The organism is Burkholderia sp. 9120 (assembly GCF_000745015.1).
Lineage (GTDB): Bacteria > Pseudomonadota > Gammaproteobacteria > Burkholderiales > Burkholderiaceae > Paraburkholderia.
The window spans coordinates 1521698-1544761 of the sequence record NZ_JQNA01000001.1 but is presented as its reverse complement, the minus strand read 5'-3'; the positions used below and the strand labels follow the sequence as shown (position 1 = coordinate 1544761).

The following is a 23064-nucleotide window of genomic DNA, read 5'->3' as shown; positions in this document are numbered from 1 at the left end:
GGTTGTCGCTTCAGAGATACTCGCGCAACCGGTGCTTGAGAATCTTGCCGGTCGAAGCGGCGGGTAACGCGGCAAGCACTTTCACTTCGGCCGGGCGCTTATACGGCGCGAGCCGCTCGCCGCACCACGCAATCAGCTCAGCCGCCGTCACCTTCGCGCCCGCGATCAATTCGACGAACGCGACCACTTCCTCATTACCCTCGACCGCCCGCCCGATCACTGCCGACTGCACGACCTGCGGATGCGCGTTCAACGCATGCTCGACTTCGGCTGGATACACGTTGAAGCCCGAGCGGATGATCAGCTCCTTGCTGCGCCCGACGATATGCAACGCGCCGTCCGCGTCCTGGCGCGCGAGATCGCCGGTCTTGAGCCAGCCGTCTTCAGTCACGGCGACACGCGTTTGCTCGGGGTTACGGTAATAGCCGAGCATCACGTTCGGGCCACGCACCCACAACTCGCCGATCTCGCCGGGCGCGGCATCCACACCGTCGAGTCCGACGAAGCGCACCTCGACGCCCGGAATGACCTCGCCAACTGAGCAGTCGCTACGCGGCAGGTCGAGCATGGTGTGCGAGACGGTCGGGCTGCTTTCGGTCATACCGTAGCCGTTGTGCAGCGGCAGACCGTAGACGGCTTCGATCTGCGACTTCAGCGCGGCGTCGAGCGGCGAGCCGCCCGAGTAGGCGAAGCGCAGACGCGGCGCGGACCACGCATGGCCGTGCGTCTGCAGATGTTCGAGCAGCTTGGCGTGCATGGCCGGCACGCCCTGGAAGATCGACACGCGTTCGTCGGCGAGCGCGCGACGCACGGCTTCCGGCGCGAAGCGCGGCGCGAGCCGCAAGGTCGCGCCCGCGTGCAGGCTGCCGAGACACACCGACGCGAAACCGTACACGTGCGAGATGGGCAGCACGGCGTAGACGACGTCGTCAGGGCCGACGTTGCGCAGGCGGCTCGACACCGACGCGATGAACATCAAGTTGCGATGCGACAGCATCACGCCCTTCGGCGCGCCGGTGGTGCCGGTGGTGTAGATCAGCGCGGCGCATTGGCGGTGGTTGGCGGCTTCGACGGGTTCGGCCTGCACGTTGGCCTCGACCGTGTAGGACCACGCGCCGATGTCCGGTGTAAACGCCGGCGCTGCGATCGCCTGATGACGCACGGCATGCTGCTCGGCGTCCTTCGAACTTTCCACCGCGTACGCGACCACGCGGGGCTGCGCGTGCGCACGGATCGAGTCGAGTTCCGCAGCGGACAGGCGCGCGTTCGACACCAGCGCCCACGCGTCCAGTTTCGCCGTGGCGAACAGCAGCACGATCTGCGCGATGCTGTTTTCCGCGACGATCATCACGCGGTCGCCGCCACGCACGCCCCATTCGCGCAGCAGCGCGGCGGCGGCTTCGACGGCGGCCAGCAGTTGCGCGCTGGTGAGACGGCGCGCATCTTCGATCAGCGCGACGTGCTGCGGATCGCGGGCGGCGGCGAGCGCCGGAATCTCGGCGATGCGCGCGGGCAGGGCGGCGAGCAAGGCGGGGATGTCGATCGTGGAACGGGGGGAGGACTCGAGGCTCAACGCTGTCTCCGTGCAACATGGTTGCGGTTAGCGATTCGGTGCCCAACGTGCGGTGCGTCGGACGATTTGCGAACGATCGTGCCACAATCGCCGGACCCGCACAATTGGCCGTTCGGCAAATAGCCGTTGTGCAAACTCGCCATTACAATGCGCCGATGAGCAAATCCAGACACGTTTCCGAAACGCCGGCCACGCAGTTTCTGCGCCGCCATGGCGTCGCGTTCGGCGAACATCCTTACGATTATGTCGAACACGGCGGCACCGGCGAATCGGCGCGCCAGCTCGGCGTAGACGAACATCATGTCGTGAAGACGCTGGTCATGGAAGACGAACACGCCAAGCCGCTGATCGTGCTGATGCACGGCGACCGGACCGTCAGCACCAAGAACCTCGCACGGCAGATCGGCGCGAAGCGCGTCGAGCCGTGCAAGCCCGAGGTGGCGAACCGGCACTCCGGCTATCTGATCGGCGGCACCTCACCGTTCGGGACGCGCAAGGCGATGCCTGTGTACGTCGAGTCGAGCATTCTCGAGATGGACACGGTCTGGCTGAACGGCGGGCGGCGCGGATTCCTGGTCAGTATCGAGCCGAAGGTGCTGACCGGTCTGCTGGCCGCGAAGGCGGTTCAGTGCGCGAGCGTCGATTGACGTTTGCCTGAATGTTTTCCGGGCGGGCGGGTTGGGTAGAATGTGCGCCGCTTTGTCGTCCGCTGTGTTTGCGGGTGTGTCTGTCCGTTGCACGCCTTGTTGTATGCCCTGTTGCGGTTGGGGTATCGAGTTTCAGACCGCCGATCCTTATAAGAGTCCCTTGATGCAAAACCTGATCGTTGCTGTCGTTGCCTACCTGATCGGTTCGCTGTCGTTTGCCGTGATCGTCAGCAAAGCGATGGGCCTCGACGACCCCCGCTCGTACGGCTCGGGCAATCCGGGCGCTACCAACGTGCTGCGCAGCGGCAGCAAGAAGGCCGCGATTCTCACGCTGATCGGCGACGCCTTCAAGGGCTGGCTGCCGGTGTGGGTCGTGGTGCACTTCGGCGCGCGTTTTGGGCTCGACGATACGTCGGTGGCGATCGCGTCGATCGCGGTGTTTCTCGGCCACCTGTATCCGGTTTTCTTCCGCTTCAAGGGCGGCAAAGGCGTGGCCACTGCCGCGGGCGTGCTGCTCGCGATCAATCCGATTCTCGGTATCGCTACGCTGCTTACGTGGCTGATCGTGGCGTTCTTCACGCGCTATTCGTCGCTGGCCGCGTTGGCTGCGGCGGTGTTCGCGCCGCTGTTCGATGGCTTTCTGTTCGGGCCGCACATTATCGCGCTGGCGATCGTGGTGATGAGCACGCTGCTGGTGTGGCGTCATCGCGGCAATATCGCCAAGCTGATGCGCGGGCAGGAAAGCCGGATCGGCGCCAAGAAGGCGGAGGCGGCCGCGAGTCCGGCGGCGGGGAATGATCGTTGAGGGTGAAGCCGAGGGGTGTGGCGGGTTGTTGAGTGTGGGCGCACTCTGCGCCTCCTCCAAGGCTGGGGTGACGCGTGGGCGGGTGGGCTGCTAGCGCTTTGTCGACACCGCCGCGCATAAGTCGCGCGGCGCCTTCGCGGCCGTGCCGCCCGGCGGGCGCCTGGTTACCCAGGCGCCCATCCGCGTAACTGACGCTCAGTCGCGGAAGTTGTTGAAGTCGAGCGGCGTGTCGGTCACGTCTTTGCGCAGCATCGCGATCACGCTTTGCAGATCGTCGCGCTTGCCGCCGGTAATGCGCACCGCGTCGCCCTGAATGCTCGCCTGGACCTTGATCTTGCTGTCCTTGACGAGGCGCACGATTTTCTTCGACAGGTCGCCGGACACGCCCTTCTTGATCTTGATGACCTGCTTGACCTTGTCGCCGCCGATCTTCTCGGTCTTGCCGTAGTCGAGGAAGCGCACGTCCACGTTGCGCTTGGCCATTTTGGACAGCAGCACGTCGGTCACCTGGCCGAGCTTGAAGTCATCGTCCGCGTAGGCGGTGATTTCGTTTTCCTTGTGTTCGACGCGCGCGTCCGACCCTTTGAAGTCGAAGCGGGTTGAGATTTCCTTGTTGGACTGCTCGATCGCGTTCTTCACTTCAATCATGTCTGCTTCACAGACGACGTCAAACGATGGCATTGCATTCTCCCAATAGTGCTGCGGTGCGTGACGCGGCCGGTCGGCTGCTCACGGGGCACTCGCTATAATCACGGACCGGTCGTCATTTTACCGACGCCGTTCCCTTTTGCCCAAGGCTGCCGTGCATTGTCGCGCGGACCGGGGCCGATGTCGTTTCATTCGACGCTCATTCCTCTCATTCCGATGTCCCAATCCGAATCCCCCGAGTTCATGGCCGGCTACTCGCTGAAGGCGCACAACACCTTCGGCTTCGACGTTCGCGCGCAGTTTGCGTGCCGGATCGAGCGCGAGGAGCAACTGATGGCGGCGGTGCGCGACCCGCGCGCGGCCGGCTTGCCGCGTCTGGTGCTGGGCGGCGGCAGCAACGTGGTGCTGAGCGGCGATTTCGGTGGAGTCGTGTTACTGGTGGCGCTGCGCGGCCGGCGTGTCGTGCGCGAAGACGACGCGGCGTGGTACGTCGAAGCGGCCGGCGGCGAGTCGTGGCACGAGTTCGTGGCGTGGACCTTGGCGCAAGGGTTGCCCGGACTGGAAAACCTCGCGCTGATTCCGGGCACGGTCGGCGCGGCGCCGATTCAGAATATCGGTGCGTATGGCCTGGAGATGTGCGAGCGCTTCGCGTCGCTGCGCGCGGTGGAGCTCGCCACGGGCGAGACGGTCGAGCTGGACTCACAGGCCTGCCGGTTCGGCTACCGCGACAGTTTTTTCAAGCGGGAAGGGCGCGACCGCTTCGTGATTACGTCGGTGACGTTCCGTCTGCCGAAGGCCTGGCAGCCGCGCGCTGCTTATGCCGATCTGGCGCGGGCGTTGGCTGCGAACGGTCATGTGGATGCGTCGCCCACTGCGCAGGCCATTTTCGATGCGGTGGTCGCGGTGCGGCGCGCGAAGCTGCCGGATCCGCTGGAGCTCGGCAATGCTGGCAGTTTCTTCAAGAATCCGGTGGTGGAGGCGCAGCAGTTCGAGGCGTTGAAGTTGAAGGAGCCGGAGCTCGTGTCATATCCCCAGGCGGATGGGCGGGTGAAGCTCGCGGCAGGCTGGCTGATCGATCAATGCGGCTGGAAAGGGCGCGCGATGGGCGCAGCGGCGGTGCATGAACGGCAGGCGCTGGTGCTGGTGAATCGCGGCGGCGCGAGTGGGGCGGAGGTGCTGGCGCTCGCGAAGGCGGTACAGCGCGATGTGTTCGCGAGATTTGGTGTGGAGCTGGAAGCGGAGCCGGTTTGTTTGTGATCGGCTGAGGTGCGGTCGGACTGTTGAATTGCCCCCGGTTCTGAGCGACGGCTGGAAAAGAAAAAAGCGCCGGGAGATTTCTCCCGGCGCTTTTTTTGCGTCAACTTTTCGGCGCTTAACTTCGCTTGCACGAAGTTAGCCTACGCCGAAATGCTCACCTTCAGTCACGCTGACGGCGCGCATTTTCCGCGATCCGCATACGCAGTGCGTTCAGCTTGATGAAGCCGCCGGCGTCGGCCTGGTTGTAAGCGCCACCGTCGTCGTCGAACGTGGCGATGGTTTTGTCGAACAGCGTTTCTTTCGAATCGCGCGCGACAACCGACACGCTGCCCTTGTACAGCTTCACACGCACCCAGCCGTTGACCTTGTCTTGCGTATGGTCGATCAGCACCTGGATCGCGCGACGCTCCGGGCTCCACCAGTAGCCGTTATAAATCAGCGACGCGTAACGAGCCATCAGGTCGTCTTTCAGGTGTGCGACTTCACGGTCGAGTGTGATCGACTCGATGCCGCGGTGCGCCTTCAGCATGATCGTGCCGCCCGGCGTTTCATAGCAGCCGCGCGACTTCATGCCGACGTAACGGTTTTCCACCAGATCCAGACGGCCGATGCCGTGCTTGCCGCCCAGACGGTTCAGCTCGGTCAGCATTTCCGCCGCCGACAGACGCTTGCCGTTGATCGCGACCGGATCGCCGTGCTCGTATTCGATATCGAGGAATTCAGCCTGGTCCGGCGCCTGTTCCGGCGACACGGTCCAACGCCACATATCGGCTTCGGCTTCGTTCTTCGGGTCTTCCAGATGACGGCCTTCGAACGAAATGTGCAGCAGGTTCGCGTCCATCGAATACGGCGCGCCGCCTTGCTTGTGCTTCATTTCGATCGGAATGCCGGCCTTTTCCGCGTAAGCGAGCAGCTTTTCGCGCGACAGCAGATCCCATTCACGCCACGGCGCGATCACCTTGATGCCCGGTTCCAGCGCGTAGTAGCCGAGTTCGAAGCGAACCTGGTCGTTGCCCTTGCCGGTTGCGCCGTGCGACACCGCCTGCGCGCCGGTGGCGCGAGCGATCTCGATCTGACGCTTGGCTATCAGCGGACGCGCGATCGACGTGCCCAGCAGGTACTCGCCTTCATAAATCGTGTTGGCGCGGAACATCGGGAACACGTAGTCGCGCACGAATTCTTCGCGCAGGTCTTCGATGAAGATGTTGTCCTGCTTGATGCCGAGTTGCAGGGCTTTCTTGCGCGCCGGTTCCAGCTCTTCGCCCTGGCCGATGTCGGCCGTGAACGTGACGACTTCGGCGTCGTAATTGTCCTGCAACCACTTCAGGATGACGGAGGTGTCGAGGCCGCCCGAATAGGCGAGCACGACTTTCTTGATATCGCTCATGGTGAACTCGTAGCTGGAAAAAGCGGGAAAACAAGGCGCGCCGGCGGTTCCGGAGCGCGGAAAAAGCACTATTTTGACACTAAACCGCCACGCGCCCGCGGTTTTGGGGCTAGGTGGCGGGTCGGCCAGGCTCTTATGAAGCCCTGACATTCGGCCGGATGCGTGGCGCTGACGTGGATGCCTTGCCTCGTATTCAAGGCCCCGTCGCGCTTCACGCAGATGCTGCTGATCGTGCTGGGCAGCGGCTCGCTCAGTGATTCAGCTTGCCGAGCAGCAGGTATTCCATCAACGCCTTTTGCACGTGCAGACGATTTTCCGCTTCGTCCCACACGACGCTTTGCGGGCCGTCGATCACTTCGGCGCTGACTTCCTCGCCGCGGTGGGCGGGCAGGCAGTGCATGAACAGCGCGTCGGCGTTGGCGCGCGCCATCATGTCGGCGTCGACGCACCAGTCGGCGAAGGCTTTCTTGCGCGCTTCGTTTTCAGCTTCGAAGCCCATGCTGGTCCAGACGTCGGTTGTGACGAGATCGGCGCCCGCGCAGGCTTCGTTCGGGTCGTCGAACTCTTCGTAGAACGGCGCGCTTTCCGCGGCAACCATGGTGTGATCGAGCTTGTAGCCCGGCGGCGTGGACAGGCGCAGTTTGAAGCCGAGGATCTGCGCGGCTTCAATCCACGTGTACAGCATGTTGTTGGCGTCGCCGACCCATGCCACCGTCTTGCCGCGAATCGGGCCACGGTGTTCGAAGTACGTGAAAATGTCCGCCAGCACCTGGCACGGGTGATATTCGTTGGTCAGCCCGTTGATCACCGGCACACGCGAATTCTCGGCGAAGCGCTTGAGAATGTCCTGGCCGAACGTGCGGATCATGATGATGTCGACCATGCGCGAGATGACTTGCGCCGCGTCTTCGATCGGTTCGCCGCGGCCGAGCTGGGTGTCGCGCGTGCTCATGAACACCGCGTGGCCGCCCAGCTGGAAGATGCCGGCTTCGAACGACAGGCGCGTGCGTGTCGAATTCTTTTCGAAGATCATGGCCAGCGTGCGATCGTGCAGCGGGTGATAAGTCTCGTAGCTCTTGAATTTGCGCTTCAGAATGCGCGCGCGTTCGAGCACGTACTCGTAGTCGTCCAGCGAGAAATCCTTGAACTGCAGATAGTGGCGAATTTTCTTGGCGGTCATGAAACAAATACGGCGGTCTCACCCGGCAGGATTGCCGGACGGCGCCGCCGTCGTTTGTGGTAACTCAATGCAGCATAAAGGATTTCGCCCCGTTTGACGAGTCGGCTAAAAGGCCGGGCAAGCTGTCTGAAAGCCGCTCGCAAGTGTCGGACAAGTCTTGTGTGCGCTGCGGAAAAAGGTCCGCTGCGCTATAATCTTGCGGTTATCCCAAAGCCCAGCAAGCCCATATTTCGCTTGCGGGACACGGCTCGCGCGGCTCAGAAAGCCCTCACGCGGTGCGCCGTCATGACCAGCGCCGAGGCAGTTCAGTCGGCCCCTGGCGGTTTCCGGTGGCGCGATTCGTCGGCATGGCGAGTTCACGCAGTGCATGTCGCCGTGCCGTCCGCTTTGCTGTCATCCCGCTGGGCAGTTACACAGGTATTCCTACATGGCCGAAGAAGCTCCAACCGAATTTTTCATTCAGGGCATCACGTCGAAGGGAAAGCGGTTCCGACCGAGCGACTGGTCGGAGCGGCTTGCGGGCGTGATGGCATGCTTCGGCCCCGGGTCGAAAAAGGGGCCGAACGCCTACATGCAGTATTCGTCCTACGTCCGGCCGACCATGATCGGCGACCTCAAGTGCGTGATTCTCGATTCGCGCTTGCGGGACATCGAACCCATGGCCTTCGACTTCGTGCTCAACTTCGCGAAAGACAATGACCTTCTCGTGACCGAAGCGTGTGAATTGCAACTCGAGCACGCCACGCCGCAAGAAAAAAGACACGTGATTTAACGCGTGTCAGCCGGATCGGCAAAAACAAAAACCCGCCAGTAGCGGGTTTTTTTGTGTCTGAAGCGGCGGTGGCTTCAGCGAGTAGGGCGGCCTGAGCGCAAAATGCTAACCGCCGAGCCCCAAGCAAAAAAGCCCACCAAAGCGGGCTTTTTTGTGCAGCGGAAACAGGAGGTAGCCCACCGAAGCGGGCTGACCGGAATTACTGCGCTGCGGGCGCTTGCAGACCCTTGAGGGCTGCGGCGAGACGGCTCTTGTTGCGAGCAGCCTTGTTCTTGTGAACGATTTTCTTGTCGGCAATGATGTCGATGGTCTTCGACGATGCCTTGAAGATTTCAAGGGCCTTAGCCTTGTCGCCGGCGTCGATCGCCTTGCGGACAGCCTTGATGGCCGTGCGGAACTTCGAGCGCAGTGCCGAGTTGTGCGAGTTTGCCTTGGCGGCCTGGCGGGCGCGCTTACGTGCTTGTGCGGTATTAGCCATGACGGTTCCTTATCCTGTTCCTGTTTCCAGTACCCGACCTTCAAGTGGTGAGGTGCTGCTTTTAATCCGAACTCCTGGAAGCGATTGCCCAAGAGCGCAAAAGTGTCGAAAAAATTCGATCGTACGACGCGAAGGCGGGCCGTGTTTCGGAGGATTTGAGGCTTTGAGCAGGTGGCGTGGTGCCGACCTGAACCCCGTCCGAAAGTTGAGCGAGCTTCGAAACCGGCGATTATAGCAACAAAATCAGGCACGTGGCAACGGGGAATGTGCTACCGCGATCGGGCCACCCGCTCGGAATGTGCATTAGATCGCGGTCGGATCGAACGTCCGCGCGACAAATCTGTCCGATTCGCGGTCTGCGCGATCCAATTCGCGTTCCGGCTCGTCGTCCGCTCCTGCGGCACCCGTATAATAAGCGCCCCATGAATCTATTCCGAGCCCTGCTGACGGTCAGCGGCTTCACGCTGCTGTCGCGCGTGACCGGACTGGCCCGCGAAACGCTGATCGCACGCGCGTTCGGTGCCAGTCAATACACTGACGCGTTCTACGTCGCCTTCCGCATTCCGAACCTGCTGCGCCGTATTTCGGCCGAAGGCGCGTTCTCGCAAGCTTTCGTGCCCATCCTCGCCGAGTTCAAGAACAGCCAGGGGCATGACGCCACCAAGGCGCTGGTCGATGCCACTTCTACAGTGCTTGCGTGGGCGCTGGCGGTCATGTCGATTCTCGGCGTGGTGTTCGCGTCCGGCGTGGTGTTCGTCGTCGCGTCGGGTTTGGCGCACGAAGGCCACGCGTACACGCTCGCGGTCACCATGACCCGCATCATGTTCCCGTACATCATCTTCATCTCGCTGACGTCGCTGGCGTCGGGCGTGCTGAATACGTACAAGAACTTCTCGTTGCCCGCGTTTGCGCCGGTGCTGCTGAACGTCGCGTTCATTGGCGCGGCGGTGTTCGTCGCGCCGCGCATGCAAACGCCGGTCTATGCGCTCGCGTGGGCGGTGATCGTCGGCGGGGTGTTGCAGTTCATCGTGCAACTGCCGGGTCTGAAGAAGATCGACATGATCCCGCGCATCGGCCTGAATCCGCTGAAGGCGCTCGCGCATCGCGGCGTAAAACGCGTGCTGGCGAAGATGGTGCCCGCCATGTTCGCGGTCTCGGTCGCGCAGATCAGTCTGATCATCAACACGAACATCGCGTCGCGCATCGGCCCGGGCGCCGTCTCGTGGATCAACTACGCCGATCGCCTGATGGAGTTCCCGACCGCGCTGCTGGGCGTCGCGCTCGGCACGATTTTGCTGCCGAGCCTGTCGAAGGCGCACGTCGACGCCGATCCGCACGAGTATTCGTCGCTGCTCGACTGGGGTCTGCGCGTCACCTTCCTGCTGGCCGCGCCGAGCGCGATCGCGCTGTTTTTCTTCGCCGAACCGTTGACCGCCGTCCTGTTCCACTACGGTAAGTTCGACGCCAATTCGGTCGTCATGGTCAGCCGCGCGCTCGCGGCGTACGGCGTCGGCCTGATCGGCCTGATTCTGATCAAGATCCTCGCGCCGGGTTTCTACGCGAAGCAGGACATCAAAACGCCGGTGAAGATCGGCGTGGTCGTGCTGGTGCTGACGCAACTCAGCAACTATGTATTCGTACCGATTTTCGCGCATGCCGGCCTCACGCTGAGCGTCGGGCTCGGCGCGTGCGGCAATGCGCTGCTGCTGTTTCTGGGCCTGCGCAAGCGCGGCATCTATATGCCGTCGAGCGGCTGGCTCAAATTTTTCGTGCAATTGCTCGGCGCCTGTCTGGTGCTCTCCGGCGTGATGCACTGGCTGGCCATCAGTTTCGACTGGATCGGCATGCATGACCGGCCGGTCGACCGGATTGCGTTGCTGGCGGCGTGCCTCGTTCTGTTCGCCGCGCTATATTTCGGTATGCTTTGGCTGATGGGCTTCAAGTACGCGTATTTCAAAAGACGAGTGAAGTGATCACGATGACGCGAGTTCTCGACTATTTCAGCACGCTCGTCGCGGAAGACGACAGCCTGCCGCTCACCGAGGCGGCGCTCTCGCTAGCGCAGGACGCTTATCCGGACCTCGATCTGCAAGGCACGCTGGCCGAGATCGATGAGTTGGTGGTGCGCCTGCAGCGCCGCATGCCGGACGACGCCGACATCCGGCAGAAGGTCGGCATTCTGAATCGCTTTTTCTTCCGCGAACTGGGTTTCGCCCGAAACCTCAACGATTACGAAGACCCCGACAACAGCCATCTGAACGCGGTGCTCAAGCGTCGCCGCGGCATTCCGATTTCGCTCGCGGTGCTGTATCTGGAAATGGCTGAGCAGATCGGTATTCCGGCGCGCGGCGTGTCGTTTCCGGGGCACTTTCTGCTGCGCGTCACCACGCCCGACGGCGACGTGATGCTCGATCCGACCAACGGACATTCGCTGTCCGAGTCGCAGATGGTGGAGATGCTGGAGCCGTATGTGGCGTCGGCCAGCGACTCGGTGAGCCGCGCGTTGCGTATGCTGCTGCAACCGGCCACGCGGCGCGAGATCATCGCGCGAATGCTGCGCAATCTGAAGTCCACGTATCTTCAGACGGAACGTTGGCAGCGGCTGCTGGCGGTGCAGCAGCGTCTGGTGATCCTGTTGCCGAATAGTATCGAAGAGGTGCGGGATCGCGGCTTCGCTTATGCACGGCTCGATTATTTGCGTCCCGCGCTCGAAGACCTTGAACGTTATCTCGGCGATTGTCCGGATGCCGAGGACGCAACCGTGGTCGAATCGCAATTGCATGAGTTGCGGCAACGCACGCAGCACAACGACGGCGACTAGGCTCGCTATCTAAACCAGACGCAATAAAAAACGCCTGTGCATGATTCATGCGCAGGCGTTTTTGCATTGGCGCGCGCCGCCCGATCGAACCCAGCGGGGCACAGCGGCCTAGTCAAGTTACTTCGGCTGCATCCGGATCGCGCCGTCCAGACGAATCACTTCGCCATTGAGCATCGGATTGTCGAAAATCTGCTTGGCCAGCATCGCGTATTCGATCGGCTTGCCGAGGCGCGGGGGGAACGGCACCATCGCGCCGAGGGCGTCCTGCACTTCCTGCGGCATGCCGAGCAACATCGGCGTTTCGAAGATGCCCGGCGCGATTGTCATCACACGGATCGCGTTGCGCGACAGGTCGCGGGCGATCGGCAGCGTCATGCCGGCTACGCCAGCTTTCGACGCCGCATAGGCCGCCTGGCCGATTTGCCCGTCGAATGCCGCCACCGACGCCGTGTTGACGATCACGCCACGCTCGCCATTCGCGTTCGGTTCGTTTTTCGACATGGCTGCGGCCGCGAGCCGGACCATGTTGAAGGTGCCGATCAGGTTGATCGAGATGGTGCGCGAGAACGACTCGAGCGGATGCGGGCCATCTTTGCCCACCGTCTTGACGGCCGGCGCGACACCCGCGCAATTGATCAGGCCGCGCAGCGTGCCGAGCTTCGTGGCGGCTTCGACGGCTTGCGTTGCGTCGTCTTCGCGGCTCACATCGCATTTGACGAACACGCCGCCGAGTTCCTGCGCGAGCGCCTGGCCGGCCGCTTCGTTCAGGTCGGCGAGCACCACCTTCCCGCCGTTTTCGACGAACAGGCGAGCCGTTGCGGCGCCGAGACCCGATGCACCACCGGTGATCAGGAATACGTTGTCATGAATCTCCATGTCTTCTCCTTTGCTACGGTTTGTTCAGTTGTGTCTGGATCGAATATCTTTTCGATAATCGATTGTAACGGCTATGCTGCATTGCGGAAAGCGCAGCGGCTGCGTCGGCAGGCCAGTTGCCTTTCGACCCCGAACCGCTACGGATGGCTAATTAATCCTAATCGCGGCAGCCCAATACGAACTTGATAAAAGTCACGCCGCATAATGAAAAAACCCGCCGGCAAGGGCGGGTTTTTCATCGGACAAACTCGGTGCGAGGCGCGCTTACTTCAGCGCTTCGAATGCGCGGCCACGAATTTCGTCGACGCTACCGAGGCCCGAAATGCGGCGATATTGCGGGGCCTTCAGTGAAGTCGACGCGTCGCCGTTATTGGCCCACGTGGTGTAGTACTCGATCAGCGGCTTGGTTTGCGCTTCATACACTTCCAGGCGCTTCTTGACCGTTTCTTCCTTGTCGTCGTCGCGCTGGATCAGCGGTTCGCCGGTCACGTCGTCCACGCCTTCGACCTTGGGCGGATTGAACTTGACGTGGTACGTACGACCCGACGCGGCGTGCGAGCGACGGCCGCTCATGCGCACGATGATCTCGTCGAACGGCACGTCGATCTCGAGCACGTAGTCGATCGCGACGCCGGCCTGCTTCATGGCTTCGGCTTGCGGAATGGTGCGCGGAAAACCGTCGAACAGATAACCGTTCGCGCAGTCGGCCTGCAGCAGACGTTCCTTCACCAGATTGATGATCAGCTCGTCTGTGACCAGCTCGCCCGCGTCCATGAAACGCTTGGCTTCCATGCCGAGCGGCGTGCCGGCCTTGACGGCCGCGCGCAACATGTCGCCGGTGGAAATCTGCGGAATGCCGAATTTTTCCTTGATGAAGGTTGCCTGAGTGCCCTTACCCGCACCGGGCGCACCCAAAAGGATCAAACGCATGTGATATCTCCAGATCTATGTGAATTCTTGGGCGGCGCTGCAGTCATCCCACGATACGTCGAGGGGGCCGCGTCGACTGCCATGGTGAATCTTGCGCTGCACGTCGAGACGACGGCGCTGCAAAGACGACCACGGCGCGACCGGGCAAACCCTGACTCTCGCTTGTCACGGGAGGCGCGCACAACCGTCCGATTATGCCATGGGTTTTTCTGCTCAAGACCCGAATAAAGCCTGCACGCGTGCGAGATCGGCCGGTGTGTCGACCCCGGGCAGCGGCGCGTTGTCGGTGACGCGCACCGCGATGCGCTCGCCATGCCACATGGCGCGCAATTGTTCGAGCGCCTCGACCTGCTCGATCGGCGAAATCGCGAGCGTGGGGTAGGTGCGCAGGAATTGCGCACGATATGCATACAGCCCGATATGCCGGTAGACGACCGCGGGGGCCGGCGGCGTGGGCATCGACGCGACATCCGGCCAGTGCGGCTGGTAAGCGTCGCGCGACCAGGGAATCGGCGCGCGCGAGAAGTACAACGCCACGCCGCGCGCGTCGAGTACGACCTTGACGACGTTCGGGTTGAAGATTTCAGCGGGGTCGGTGATCGGATGGGCCGCGGTGGCGATCGCGCAGCCGTGGCTCGCCGCGAGGTGCGACGCAACGCCGCACACCAGCGCCGGATCGATCAGCGGTTCGTCGCCCTGCACGTTGACGACGATCGTGTCGTCGCTCCAGCCGAACAGCGCGGCGACCTCGGCGAGACGGTCCGTGCCCGACGGATGATCGGCGCGCGTGAGCACGGCTTCGAAGCCGTGGTCGCGGGCCGCGTCGAGCACCGCTTGCGCGTCTGATGCGATCAGCACCTGCTGGGCGCCCGATTCGCGTGCGCGTTCGGCGACCCGCACCACCATCGGCTTGCCGCCGATGTCGGCGAGCGGCTTGTTGGGCAGGCGCGTCGAAGCGAGCCGGGCCGGCACGACGGCGATGAACGGGGGAGTGGTGGCGTTGGCTTCAGTCATCGGAAGAGGGGCGAGTTACGCCACCGAGCCCGGATTCAGATCGACCGGCGTGCCTTCCACGGTCTGCCGTGCTTCGTCGACCAGCATGACGGGAATGCCGTCGCGAATCGGATAAGCCAGCTTGTCCGCGTTGCAGATCAGTTCCTGCGCGGCGCGGTCGTAGCTGAGCGGGCCCTTGCAGATCGGGCAGACGAGAATTTCAAGCAGGCGAGCGTCCACGGACTTTCTCCACAACTAATGCAATGAGGCGATGATCGAGCGCGGCTTCGACCGGGACAACCCAGATGCGCGCGTCGTGCCAGGACCCTAATTTTACCGCATCCTTTTCCGTTATCAGGATCGTGTCGGCGTCCACATCGGTAAACGGATTGCGCTCGAACGCGTAGTGATCGGGCAGCGCGCGGGTGGCCGGCGTGAGACCGGCGGCACGCAGCGTCGCGAAAAAGCGCTCGGGTGCGCCGATGCCGGCCGCGGCTAGCACGCGCTCGCCGCTGAATTGCGCGAGCGGACGACGCAGCGCGGGATTGTCGAGGTGCCAGGCGTCGGCGGGGGCGAGCGGCAGCGCGAAGGTGTTCGGCCACGCGGGCAAGGTGCGCGCATACGGATCGTTGACGAGCGTCGCATCGCGACGGCGCGACAGCGGTTCGCGCAGCGGACCGGCCGGCAGCAGAAACCCGTTGCCGCCGAGCCGGTGGTCGAACACCACGAGTTCGGCGTCGCGCTTCAGGCGGTAATGCTGCAAGCCGTCGTCGCTGACGATCACGTCGACTTCGCGATGTGCGGCGCACAGCGCCTGCGCGGCGGCCACGCGGTCTGGACAGACCCACACCGGCGCACCGGTGCGGCGCGCGATCAGCAACGGTTCGTCGCCGCCGACGCTCGCCGCCGAGGCGGGCGTGACCGGCGTCGGCGCTTTCACGCGCGCGCCGTAGCCGCGCGACACCACGCCGGGTTTGAAGCCCGCGGCGCGTAACGCTTCCACCAGCGCGATCACGGTCGGCGTCTTGCCGGTGCCGCCGACGGTCACATTGCCGACCACCACCACGGGCACGCCGATGCGCACGGATTTGAGCCAGCCGAGGGAAAACGCGGCGCGGCGCGCGGCGGCGATCACGCCGAACACGCAGGCGAAGGGCGTCAACGCCCAGGCGAGCGGGCCGCGCTGCTGCCATTCGCGCGCGAGGCGTGCTTCGAGACGGTCGTTGAAGTCGCTCATGGGCAAGTCGTGTGGACGAACAGCGCGCTGGCCGCCGAAGCGGGCCGGCGCGGCGGCATGAAGGCGTGGGCCGCAAGACGGGACGTCAGGCCGGACATACTACGCGGGGTCAGCATCAACGCGGTTCTCCGGACGATCAAAAAGTGAGGCGGAAACGATCCAGCAGCAGCGGGTGACAACAGGTGACAACCAGCGGCAGAGCCTGGCTTATCCACGCAGCGCATCACGCTTCGCTGGGCTTACGGTTTGCCGTCAGAACCCGCCACTCTAGCGCGCGAGCGTCCAGCCCGGCAAGTCGCCCGACTTGACAAAGACGCGAATTCGGCCCTTCGCACGCGCTCCGCAACCTGTGGATAACTTTGTGGAGAACCTGCCGCCCAACCGGCGGAGAAGGCCGTTCCGAGCCCTCCGCATCGGCAATGATTCTCTTTAACGAGATATAAATGCCATATAAATCAACGGGATGCTTCGACTTTCCGCGCTCTGGCGGCAGCTCTGGCGGGATTCGTCAGGCGTTTCCCGCCATGTGGACACTTTTAACAATTCACCCGCCGCGCTGGACGTGGATGGCCGCTCGGTCTATCGTCTGTCCGGCCAGTCACAGACATTCCTCGCATGAATCCCGAAAGCCCTTTTTCTTCGTCCGCTGCGCCCGGCGGTGAGGTCGTCGTTCCCGTTTCCGCGCTCAATCGCGCGATCGGCACGATGCTCGAACGCTCGTTTCCGCTCGTCTGGGTGGCGGGCGAAGTGTCGAACTTCACGCGTGCCGCGAGCGGTCACTGGTACTTCTCGATCAAGGACGCGCAAGCGCAGATGCGTTGCGTGATGTTCCGCGGCCGCGCGCAATACGCCGAGTTCACGCCGCGTGAAGGCGACCGTATCGAAGTGCGCGCCCTTGTGACGATGTACGAGCCGCGCGGCGAGTTGCAACTGAATGTGGAAGCGGTGCGGCGTACCGGACAAGGGCGGCTTTATGAAGCGTTCTTGCGTTTGAAAGCGCAGCTCGAAGCGGAAGGGCTCTTTGCCGCTGAACGCAAACGCGCGCTGCCGTCGCATCCGCGCGCGATTGGCATTGTCACGTCGCTACAGGCCGCTGCGTTGCGTGACGTGCTGACCACGCTGTCGCGCCGCGCGCCGCATATTCCGGTGATCGTCTATCCGGCGCCGGTGCAGGGCGTGGGCGTCAGCGCCAAACTCGCGGCAATGGTCGACGCCGCCAATGCGCGCCGCGAAGTCGACGTGCTGATCGTGTGCCGCGGCGGTGGCTCGATCGAAGACCTGTGGGCCTTCAACGAAGAAGTGCTGGCCCGCGCGATCGCCGAAAGCGCGATCCCGGTGGTGAGCGGCGTCGGTCACGAAACCGATTTCACGATCGCCGATTTCGCCGCCGACGTCCGCGCGCCGACCCCAACCGGCGCCGCCGAACTCGTCAGCCCGCAACGTGTGCTGTTGCTGCGCGACCTCGATCAGCGGCGCGCCACGCTCGCGCGCGGCTTCGGCCGCATGATGGAGCGGCGCGCCCAGCAACTCGACTGGCTGGCGCGCCGGCTGGTGTCGCCGGCCGAACGTCTGGCGCGGCAACGCACGCATTTGCAGCAGTTGAGCGTGCGGCTCGCGTCGGCGGGCGCGCGTCCGGTGCGCGATGCGCGAGCGCGGTTTTCGCTGTCGCAGATGCGCTGGCAGCGCTGGCGTCCCGATCTCGCCGCGCATCAGGCGAAGCTGGGCAATCTCACGCAACGTCTGGACGCGGCATTGTTACGCCAGCATGAACGTCAGAGCGCGAAGATCGGCACGCTGGCCGCGCGGCTCGAAGTGCTGAGCCCGCAGCGCACGCTGGAGCGCGGCTATGCAGCGGTGCTCGACGCGCAGAACGGTCGCGCGGTGCGCGCACCGTCGTCGTTGAAGCCGGGGCGGCGTCTCACCGTGCATCTCGCGGAAGGGTCCGCGGATATCGCAATCGCCGACGTGCAAGCCCGTCTCTCCGACGATTTCTGAGCGACTGCCAAAGGTCCCCGAACGCTGCATTTTCGACTGCCGCGAAGGGCGGGCACAACGCATGCGACAGCACTAATTACGCGCTATGTGCGGCATGTTCGCCGATGCCGGGCATAAAGTCCGTTGGTTTGCGGGGTTATTCCAACTCGCCTACAATCGAGTGCTCAAAAGTGTAGTCCGCAGACTCCCCCACAACAGATACAGACAAAGGAAAGCACCATGGAACATACGCTCCCGCCGCTGCCGTTCGCGAAAAACGCACTCGTCCCGCATATGTCGGAAGAGACGCTCGAGTTCCACTACGGCAAGCATCACCAGACCTATGTGACCAACCTGAACAATCTGATCAAGGGCACGGAGTTCGAGAACCTGTCGCTCGAAGAGATCGTCAAGAAGGCAACGGGTGGCCTGTTCAACAACGCCGCCCAAGTGTGGAACCACACGTTCTTCTGGAACAGCCTGTCGCCGCAAGGTGGTGGTGCTCCGACCGGCGCACTGGCCGACGCGATCAACGCCAAGTGGGGTTCGTTCGACAAGTTCAAGGAAGAGTTCGCTAAAACCGCAGTCGGCACGTTCGGCTCGGGTTGGGCATGGCTGGTGAAGAAGGCTGACGGTTCGCTCGACCTCGTGTCGACCAGCAACGCCGCTACGCCGCTGACCACCGACGCGAAGGCACTGCTGACGATCGACGTGTGGGAACACGCGTATTACATCGACTACCGCAATGCGCGTCCGAAGTTCGTCGAAGCATTCTGGAACATCGCCAACTGGGAATTCGCGTCGAAGAACTTCGCGTGAGATTGCCGGTTGTAGCGTGAGCGACTAGTTGGTCACGCTGGTATCAAGGAAAGCCCTCCACTGTGAGGGCTTTTTTGTTTTCGCCGCGTCTCGCTTCGTTTCGCTGAACGCAAGCCGATAGAAACGTGACAGTTGGCCATTTCGTCGTATTCCCGCCGCAGTTCGACCCGCTTCCCACGCGCTATCCGCACGCACTATTACTTACGGTTTACCGGATATTTCTTCCAAAGGGCAAGCATCGTCAGGCGATCGCATCATGGCGCGTCTCTTGCCGAAAGCCCCGCGTTTCAGCATCGAAAGATTTTTTTCTTCCGGCCCCATCGGTTGAGCAAGGCTAGCGCCGTGCTGGCTATATCCGCAGCGTCTGGTGCGCCTTGCTTGCGATTGCCCACGGCCTACCGCGCCGCATGATTGCCGCGCTCCTGTCCCGTCCATTCCGCCGTATCGCCAACCTGTTTCACCATGTTGCCGCCGGTGCGAACCGGTAAACATCGGTAAGAGCCGGCTCGCTATCGTTCCCGAGCGTTCGTCCCCCGTCGCGCAGCCGACGATTCGTCTCGCTGACGGCATGACGGGGACGCCATCCGGACAACCGTCCGGGTCGACGCGCAATCGATGAAAAAGCGTTACGCCCGGGGGCACGATGGACAGCAAGCAGATTCTGGAACTCGCGACAGCACACCACGTCGCGGGCGAGTTCGGTCCCGCGCGCAAGTTGTACGAAAGCGGGCTCGCCATCGAGCCCGGCAACGCGAACTGGACGTACCGCCTCGGCGTGCTCGACATGCAATGCGGTGCGTATGATGCCGCGCTCGGCTGGCTCGACAGCGCGTTGAGCCTGGTTCCCGATAACGCGCGTTATCACTTCGTGCGCGGCCAGGTGCTTGCCGGCGCACAAGAGTTCACGGCCGCGATTGCCGCTTACCGGCAAGCGCTGGCGCTCGAACCGGAGGTATCGGTCGACGTGCTGTTCTCGCTGGCCGCCGCGCAGCAATCCGCTGCCGATTACCCCGCCGCGATCGACACCTACACGTCGGTCCTCGCGCTCAACGCCACGCACGCCGACGCGCTCAACAATCTCGGCAACTGTCATCGTCAACAAGGCGACGCGGAGCACGCGGAAGCCGCATACCGGCGCGCGCTCGACGCGCAGCCCGGCGACGCCAACGCGCTCACCAATCTCGGCACGCTGCTCGAAGCGCTCGGCCGTCTCGACGAAGCGCTCGTGCTGCTCGAAGCGGCGGTGCGGGCCGCGCCGGCGTCGCCGTGCGGACTTGTGAATCTCGGTGTCGCGCTGCATCGACGTGGCGATTTCGCGCGCGCGGTGGACTTGCTGACGAGCGCGATCGAGATCGATCCGGTGTTCCCGGAGGCGTCGTATAACCTCGCCAATGCATTGCACGCGCTCGGCAAAAAGCGCGAAGCAGTGATCCACTATCAACGCGCCATCGCGCAGGCGCCCGCCCATGCGGACGCGTACAACAACCTGGGCATCGTCTATCAGGAAGCCGGTTCGCGTGTCGAAGCCGCCAACGCGTTCGTCACGGCGATTCAACTGCGCCCAGGTTTCGTCGCCGCGCTCAACAATGCCGCGACGCTGATGCGCACGCTCGGCCGTTTCGCCGATGCCGAAGCGCATCTGCGCGAAGCATTGGCCGTCGAGCCGCATCATTCCGTCACGCATAACAATCTCGGCAATGTGCTGAAAGACCAGGGGCGTCTCGCGGATGGCATCGACAGCTATCGTCGCGCGTTGACGTGCGATCCGTGCAACGTCGTCGCGCACAGCAATCTGGCCTACGCGCTGACGTTTCAGGCGGAACACTCACAACCGCTGCTGCACGAATGCCGCCGCTGGTCGGCGCGTCATGAAGCACCGTTTCGCGGCGCGCATCAGCCGCATTCGAACGACCCGACGCCGTCGCGCCGCCTGCGTATCGGCTACGTGTCGCCGGATTTTCGCGATCATTGCCAGACGCTGTTCACGCTGCCGCTGCTGTCGCATCACGATCACGAACGCTTCGAGATTTTCTGTTACGCGAGCGTCGCGCGGCCTGACGATCTGACGCAACGCGTGGCTACTCACGCCGACGTCTGGCGCGACGTGCGCAACCTCGACGACGAACAGCTCGCGCAGACGATCCGCGACGACCGCATCGACATTCTGATCGACCTGACCATGCATATGGCGGATGGCCGTCCGCTGCTGTTCGCGCGCAAACCCGCGCCGGTGCAGATTGCGTGGCTCGCGTATCCGGGGACGACCGGCATCGGCGCGATCGACTATCGCCTGACCGATCCGTGGCTCGATCCGGCTGGCGCCGACACGATGTATAGCGAGCGTTCGATCCGCCTACCGGATTCGTTCTGGTGCTACGACCCGTTGACGGATACGCCGGAGGTCAACGCGTTGCCCGCGCTATCGAACGGTTACCCGACGTTTGGCTGCCTGAACAATCCGTGCAAGCTGAGCGACACGACTTTCGCGATGTGGGGCAGCGTGATGCGCGAAGTGGCCGATGCCCGTCTGCTGCTGATGGCGCCGGCGGGTGCGGCGCGCGCGAGTCTGGTCGAGCGGCTCGGCCAGCAGGACATCGCAGCGGAACGGATCGCTTTCACACCGTTCCGGCCGCGTGCGGACTACCTGCGCACGTATCACCGGATCGACGTGGGCCTCGACACGTTTCCGTATAACGGCCACACGACGAGTCTCGATTCGTACTGGATGGGCGTGCCGGTCGTCACGCGGGTCGGCGAGACGGCCGTGGGGCGCGCGGGCTTGAGCCAGTCGGCCAACCTCGGACTGCGCGAACTGGTTGCGGATACCGACGCGCAGTTCGTCGACATTGCCGTTCGGCTGGCTCGCGATCTGCCGCGTTTGGGCGATATCCGCGCAGGTTTGCGGGCGCGTCTCGCGGCGTCGCCGTTGATGGACGGCGCGCGCTTCGCGGTGCATGTCGAAGCGGTGTACCTCAAGGTCTGGCGGGAGTGGTGCGATCAGTCGCGCCGTCTCGCGCGAAGCAGGCGTGAGCGGGCGGGAGGCGTTGAAGCGGGTGGTGAGGCGCGGTCGCTGCCGGGTGTCGGGATTAATCGCCCGTTTTGAGGGGCGGCGTTTGTTTTTCGCGTTGGGTTTGGGTTGCGAGCGATGCTAGTCGCTGCATGGGGGGAAGCGGGCGGTGGTGGCGTCGTTCGGAGCGCTTGCGGCGTGTCATCACTGAGCTCACCCACTTGCTCCCTCCCTCGCTCGCGAAATCTCGTGGTTCGTGCCCACCGGGCCACTTTGCGGTGCAAGCTTTGTCACAGTTGGTAACTGCGGCGCGACGGTCGGACGGCTGTGTGAGAGCGCCTGATTCGTCGACGGGTACGGACGAGCGCCACGGATTACGGTTGCGTTGATCCGCTGCTGTCCGTGCTGGCATCCGTCGACGTCTGCCGGCGCCGATGGCCGCCACGGCCCCCGCCGCTCGGTGCGACCGCACTAGCCGGTGCGGGCGGCGGCGGATGATTGATGTACTGGAAGTTCTGCGCGACGGAGGCGCTGGAGAACGTCGTGGTGGTTGCCGGTTGCGCGAACACCGAGTTCTGCAAAGCCGGATTCGACTGCGCGAAGGCGGCCGGAATACAGGCCGCGCAAGCCGTGCCCACTACGAAAACAAGCCGTTTCATCGTGTCGTTCCTGATGTGTCGTTGACGGGTTTCCGTCGAGCCCGAGTCGTGTGCACGCCGCTGCGCGCGACGCGTCCGCAATCCGCACGACGTCGTTCGGATGCGCTTCTGAACGTGTCACGCCGGCCGCCCTGGTCACGCCTTAGTGACGCCATTGCGCGGCAGGGCGGAGGCCAGTCTAGGCGGCTCAAGTCGCAAACAGGTTGCGGATGCGCTTACAAGCGTTACCCGATATGTCGGCGCAGCAAGCGTGTAATGAACCACCTCGCTGTGCCACGCCCGGCCGGCGCGAGGCGACGCCAGGTTGTAAGCAAAAAAACGATCTGTAACGATCCCGTAACCAAGCGTTGCCGCTATTGGCCTAACGTTTAAATTCCCATAGCTTCTGAAGCGCCCCAAGATGATCTCCAGCACTAAATCGATTGGCATCGCGATACCGGTCGCCGTCATGGCGCTTGCGCTCGGCGGATGCGCGGTGATGCCGCCGAGCGGCCCGAGCGTGGTCGCGATGCCGCGCAGCGGTGAGCCGCTCGGCCAGTTCCAGCAGGACGACTACGCCTGCCGCGACTATGCGAACCGGTCCACCGATCCCAATGGCACGGCCTCCCAGGCCGCCACGACGAATAGCGTGAACAGTGCGGCGCTCGGCACGCTCGGCGGCGCCGCGGTCGGCGCGCTGATCGGTGCGGCTGCCGGCAATGCGGGCGCGGGTGCGGCGATCGGCGCGGGCAGCGGCTTGCTGCTCGGCGGCGCGAATGGCGCGAACGGCGCGCAGTATTCCGCAGCGGGTTTGCAAGCACGCTACGACGCTTCCTACGCCCAGTGCATGACGTCGAAGGGCAATACGATTTCGCAGCCGCAGCCCGCTTATCAGCCCGTGTACGTGCAGCCGCAGCCGTACTATTACGCGCCGCCGCCGCGCTACTACGCTCCTCCGCCGGTGATGTACTCGCCTTATCCGTATTACTGACCGGCCGACCACCTCGATCGGATCGGTATGC

The 23064-nt window shown here is 63.5% G+C and carries 21 protein-coding genes; 10 read left to right on the top strand and 11 right to left on the bottom strand.

Annotated elements, in window-relative coordinates; translation table 11 throughout:
• Positions 1-10: 10 nt before the first annotated feature.
• Positions 11-1573, bottom strand: a complete 1563-nt coding sequence (locus FA94_RS06890) for a class I adenylate-forming enzyme family protein (protein ID WP_035548218.1) — start codon at positions 1571-1573, stop codon at positions 11-13.
• A gap of 155 nt (positions 1574-1728) precedes the next feature.
• Between FA94_RS06890 and ybaK the strand changes: the two genes are divergently transcribed.
• Together ybaK and plsY are read left to right on the top strand one after the other, a co-directional pair.
• Positions 1729-2220 carry a Cys-tRNA(Pro) deacylase gene (ybaK, locus tag FA94_RS06885; RefSeq protein WP_035548215.1) on the top strand — a complete coding sequence of 164 codons (492 nt, stop codon included), beginning with the start codon at positions 1729-1731 and terminating at the stop codon, positions 2218-2220.
• 163 nt (positions 2221-2383) lie between these two features.
• Complete coding sequence (gene plsY / locus FA94_RS06880) at positions 2384-3025, top strand: glycerol-3-phosphate 1-O-acyltransferase PlsY (protein WP_035548212.1); 642 nt, start codon at positions 2384-2386, stop codon at positions 3023-3025.
• 195 nt (positions 3026-3220) lie between these two features.
• Here plsY and FA94_RS06875 read toward each other — a convergent pair whose 3' ends face one another.
• Complete coding sequence (locus FA94_RS06875) at positions 3221-3706, bottom strand: YajQ family cyclic di-GMP-binding protein (protein ID WP_035548209.1); 486 nt, start codon at positions 3704-3706, stop codon at positions 3221-3223.
• Between the two features lie 183 nt (positions 3707-3889).
• Between FA94_RS06875 and murB the strand changes: the two genes are divergently transcribed.
• Positions 3890-4930: a UDP-N-acetylmuramate dehydrogenase gene (gene murB / locus FA94_RS06870; protein WP_035549463.1), complete on the top strand. Its 1041-nt coding sequence runs from the start codon at positions 3890-3892 to the stop codon at positions 4928-4930.
• 160 nt (positions 4931-5090) lie between these two features.
• On the opposite strand, the gene FA94_RS06865 is transcribed toward murB, so the two are convergent.
• On the bottom strand, positions 5091-6317 hold the full coding sequence (locus FA94_RS06865) for an argininosuccinate synthase (RefSeq protein ID WP_035548206.1): 1227 nt from the start codon (positions 6315-6317) through the stop codon (positions 5091-5093).
• 250 nt (positions 6318-6567) lie between these two features.
• Positions 6568-7497: an ornithine carbamoyltransferase gene (gene argF, locus FA94_RS06860; protein ID WP_035548204.1), complete on the bottom strand. Its 930-nt coding sequence runs from the start codon at positions 7495-7497 to the stop codon at positions 6568-6570.
• 427 nt (positions 7498-7924) lie between these two features.
• On the opposite strand from argF, the gene FA94_RS06855 reads away from it, so the two are divergent.
• Complete coding sequence (locus FA94_RS06855) at positions 7925-8269, top strand: DUF3579 domain-containing protein (protein ID WP_035548200.1); 345 nt, start codon at positions 7925-7927, stop codon at positions 8267-8269.
• 199 nt (positions 8270-8468) lie between these two features.
• Here the strand turns inward: FA94_RS06855 and rpsT are convergent, their stop codons facing one another.
• Positions 8469-8747 (bottom strand): 30S ribosomal protein S20, encoded by a 279-nt coding sequence (rpsT, locus tag FA94_RS06850; RefSeq protein ID WP_035548198.1) that lies wholly within the window; start codon positions 8745-8747, stop codon positions 8469-8471.
• A gap of 422 nt (positions 8748-9169) precedes the next feature.
• Between rpsT and murJ the strand changes: the two genes are divergently transcribed.
• Positions 9170-10720, top strand: coding sequence for a murein biosynthesis integral membrane protein MurJ (gene murJ / locus FA94_RS06845; RefSeq protein WP_035548194.1), 1551 nt, complete (start codon positions 9170-9172; stop codon positions 10718-10720).
• A gap of 5 nt (positions 10721-10725) precedes the next feature.
• The gene (locus tag FA94_RS06840; protein ID WP_035549461.1) at positions 10726-11568 is read left to right on the top strand and encodes a SirB1 family protein; all 843 of its coding nucleotides are present in this window, start codon (positions 10726-10728) and stop codon (positions 11566-11568) included.
• Between the two features lie 117 nt (positions 11569-11685).
• On the opposite strand, the gene FA94_RS06835 is transcribed toward FA94_RS06840, so the two are convergent.
• The 5 genes from FA94_RS06835 to lpxK form a co-directional block, all read right to left on the bottom strand.
• Positions 11686-12444, bottom strand: a complete 759-nt coding sequence (locus FA94_RS06835) for a 3-hydroxyacyl-CoA dehydrogenase (protein WP_035548190.1) — start codon at positions 12442-12444, stop codon at positions 11686-11688.
• A gap of 264 nt (positions 12445-12708) precedes the next feature.
• Positions 12709-13374, bottom strand: coding sequence for an adenylate kinase (gene adk, locus FA94_RS06830; RefSeq protein WP_035548187.1), 666 nt, complete (start codon positions 13372-13374; stop codon positions 12709-12711).
• 213 nt (positions 13375-13587) lie between these two features.
• On the bottom strand, positions 13588-14388 hold the full coding sequence (kdsB, locus tag FA94_RS06825) for a 3-deoxy-manno-octulosonate cytidylyltransferase (RefSeq protein WP_035548185.1): 801 nt from the start codon (positions 14386-14388) through the stop codon (positions 13588-13590).
• Positions 14389-14403: 15 nt separating this feature from the next.
• Positions 14404-14607 carry a Trm112 family protein gene (locus tag FA94_RS06820; protein ID WP_007180583.1) on the bottom strand — a complete coding sequence of 68 codons (204 nt, stop codon included), beginning with the start codon at positions 14605-14607 and terminating at the stop codon, positions 14404-14406.
• The gene (gene lpxK / locus FA94_RS06815) at positions 14588-15604 is read right to left on the bottom strand and encodes a tetraacyldisaccharide 4'-kinase (RefSeq protein WP_035548182.1); all 1017 of its coding nucleotides are present in this window, start codon (positions 15602-15604) and stop codon (positions 14588-14590) included. Before lpxK ends, FA94_RS06820 begins: the two co-directional genes overlap by 20 nt.
• 615 nt (positions 15605-16219) lie before the next feature.
• On the opposite strand from lpxK, the gene xseA reads away from it, so the two are divergent.
• From xseA to FA94_RS06800, 3 genes are all read left to right on the top strand, one after another.
• Positions 16220-17599: an exodeoxyribonuclease VII large subunit gene (gene xseA, locus FA94_RS06810; protein ID WP_035548179.1), complete on the top strand. Its 1380-nt coding sequence runs from the start codon at positions 16220-16222 to the stop codon at positions 17597-17599.
• A 219-nt stretch (positions 17600-17818) separates the two neighbouring features.
• Positions 17819-18397 carry a superoxide dismutase [Fe] gene (gene sodB / locus FA94_RS06805; protein ID WP_035548176.1) on the top strand — a complete coding sequence of 193 codons (579 nt, stop codon included), beginning with the start codon at positions 17819-17821 and terminating at the stop codon, positions 18395-18397.
• 643 nt (positions 18398-19040) lie between these two features.
• A complete protein-coding gene (locus tag FA94_RS06800) occupies positions 19041-21500 on the top strand; it encodes a tetratricopeptide repeat protein (protein ID WP_063771766.1) in 2460 nt (819 codons plus the stop codon).
• A gap of 278 nt (positions 21501-21778) precedes the next feature.
• Here FA94_RS06800 and FA94_RS06795 read toward each other — a convergent pair whose 3' ends face one another.
• Positions 21779-22063 carry a hypothetical protein gene (locus FA94_RS06795; protein WP_035548172.1) on the bottom strand — a complete coding sequence of 95 codons (285 nt, stop codon included), beginning with the start codon at positions 22061-22063 and terminating at the stop codon, positions 21779-21781.
• A 400-nt stretch (positions 22064-22463) separates the two neighbouring features.
• Here FA94_RS06795 and FA94_RS06790 point away from each other — a divergent pair, with 400 nt between their 5' ends.
• The gene (locus tag FA94_RS06790; protein ID WP_035548169.1) at positions 22464-23033 is read left to right on the top strand and encodes a glycine zipper family protein; all 570 of its coding nucleotides are present in this window, start codon (positions 22464-22466) and stop codon (positions 23031-23033) included.
• Positions 23034-23064: the final 31 nt, after the last annotated feature.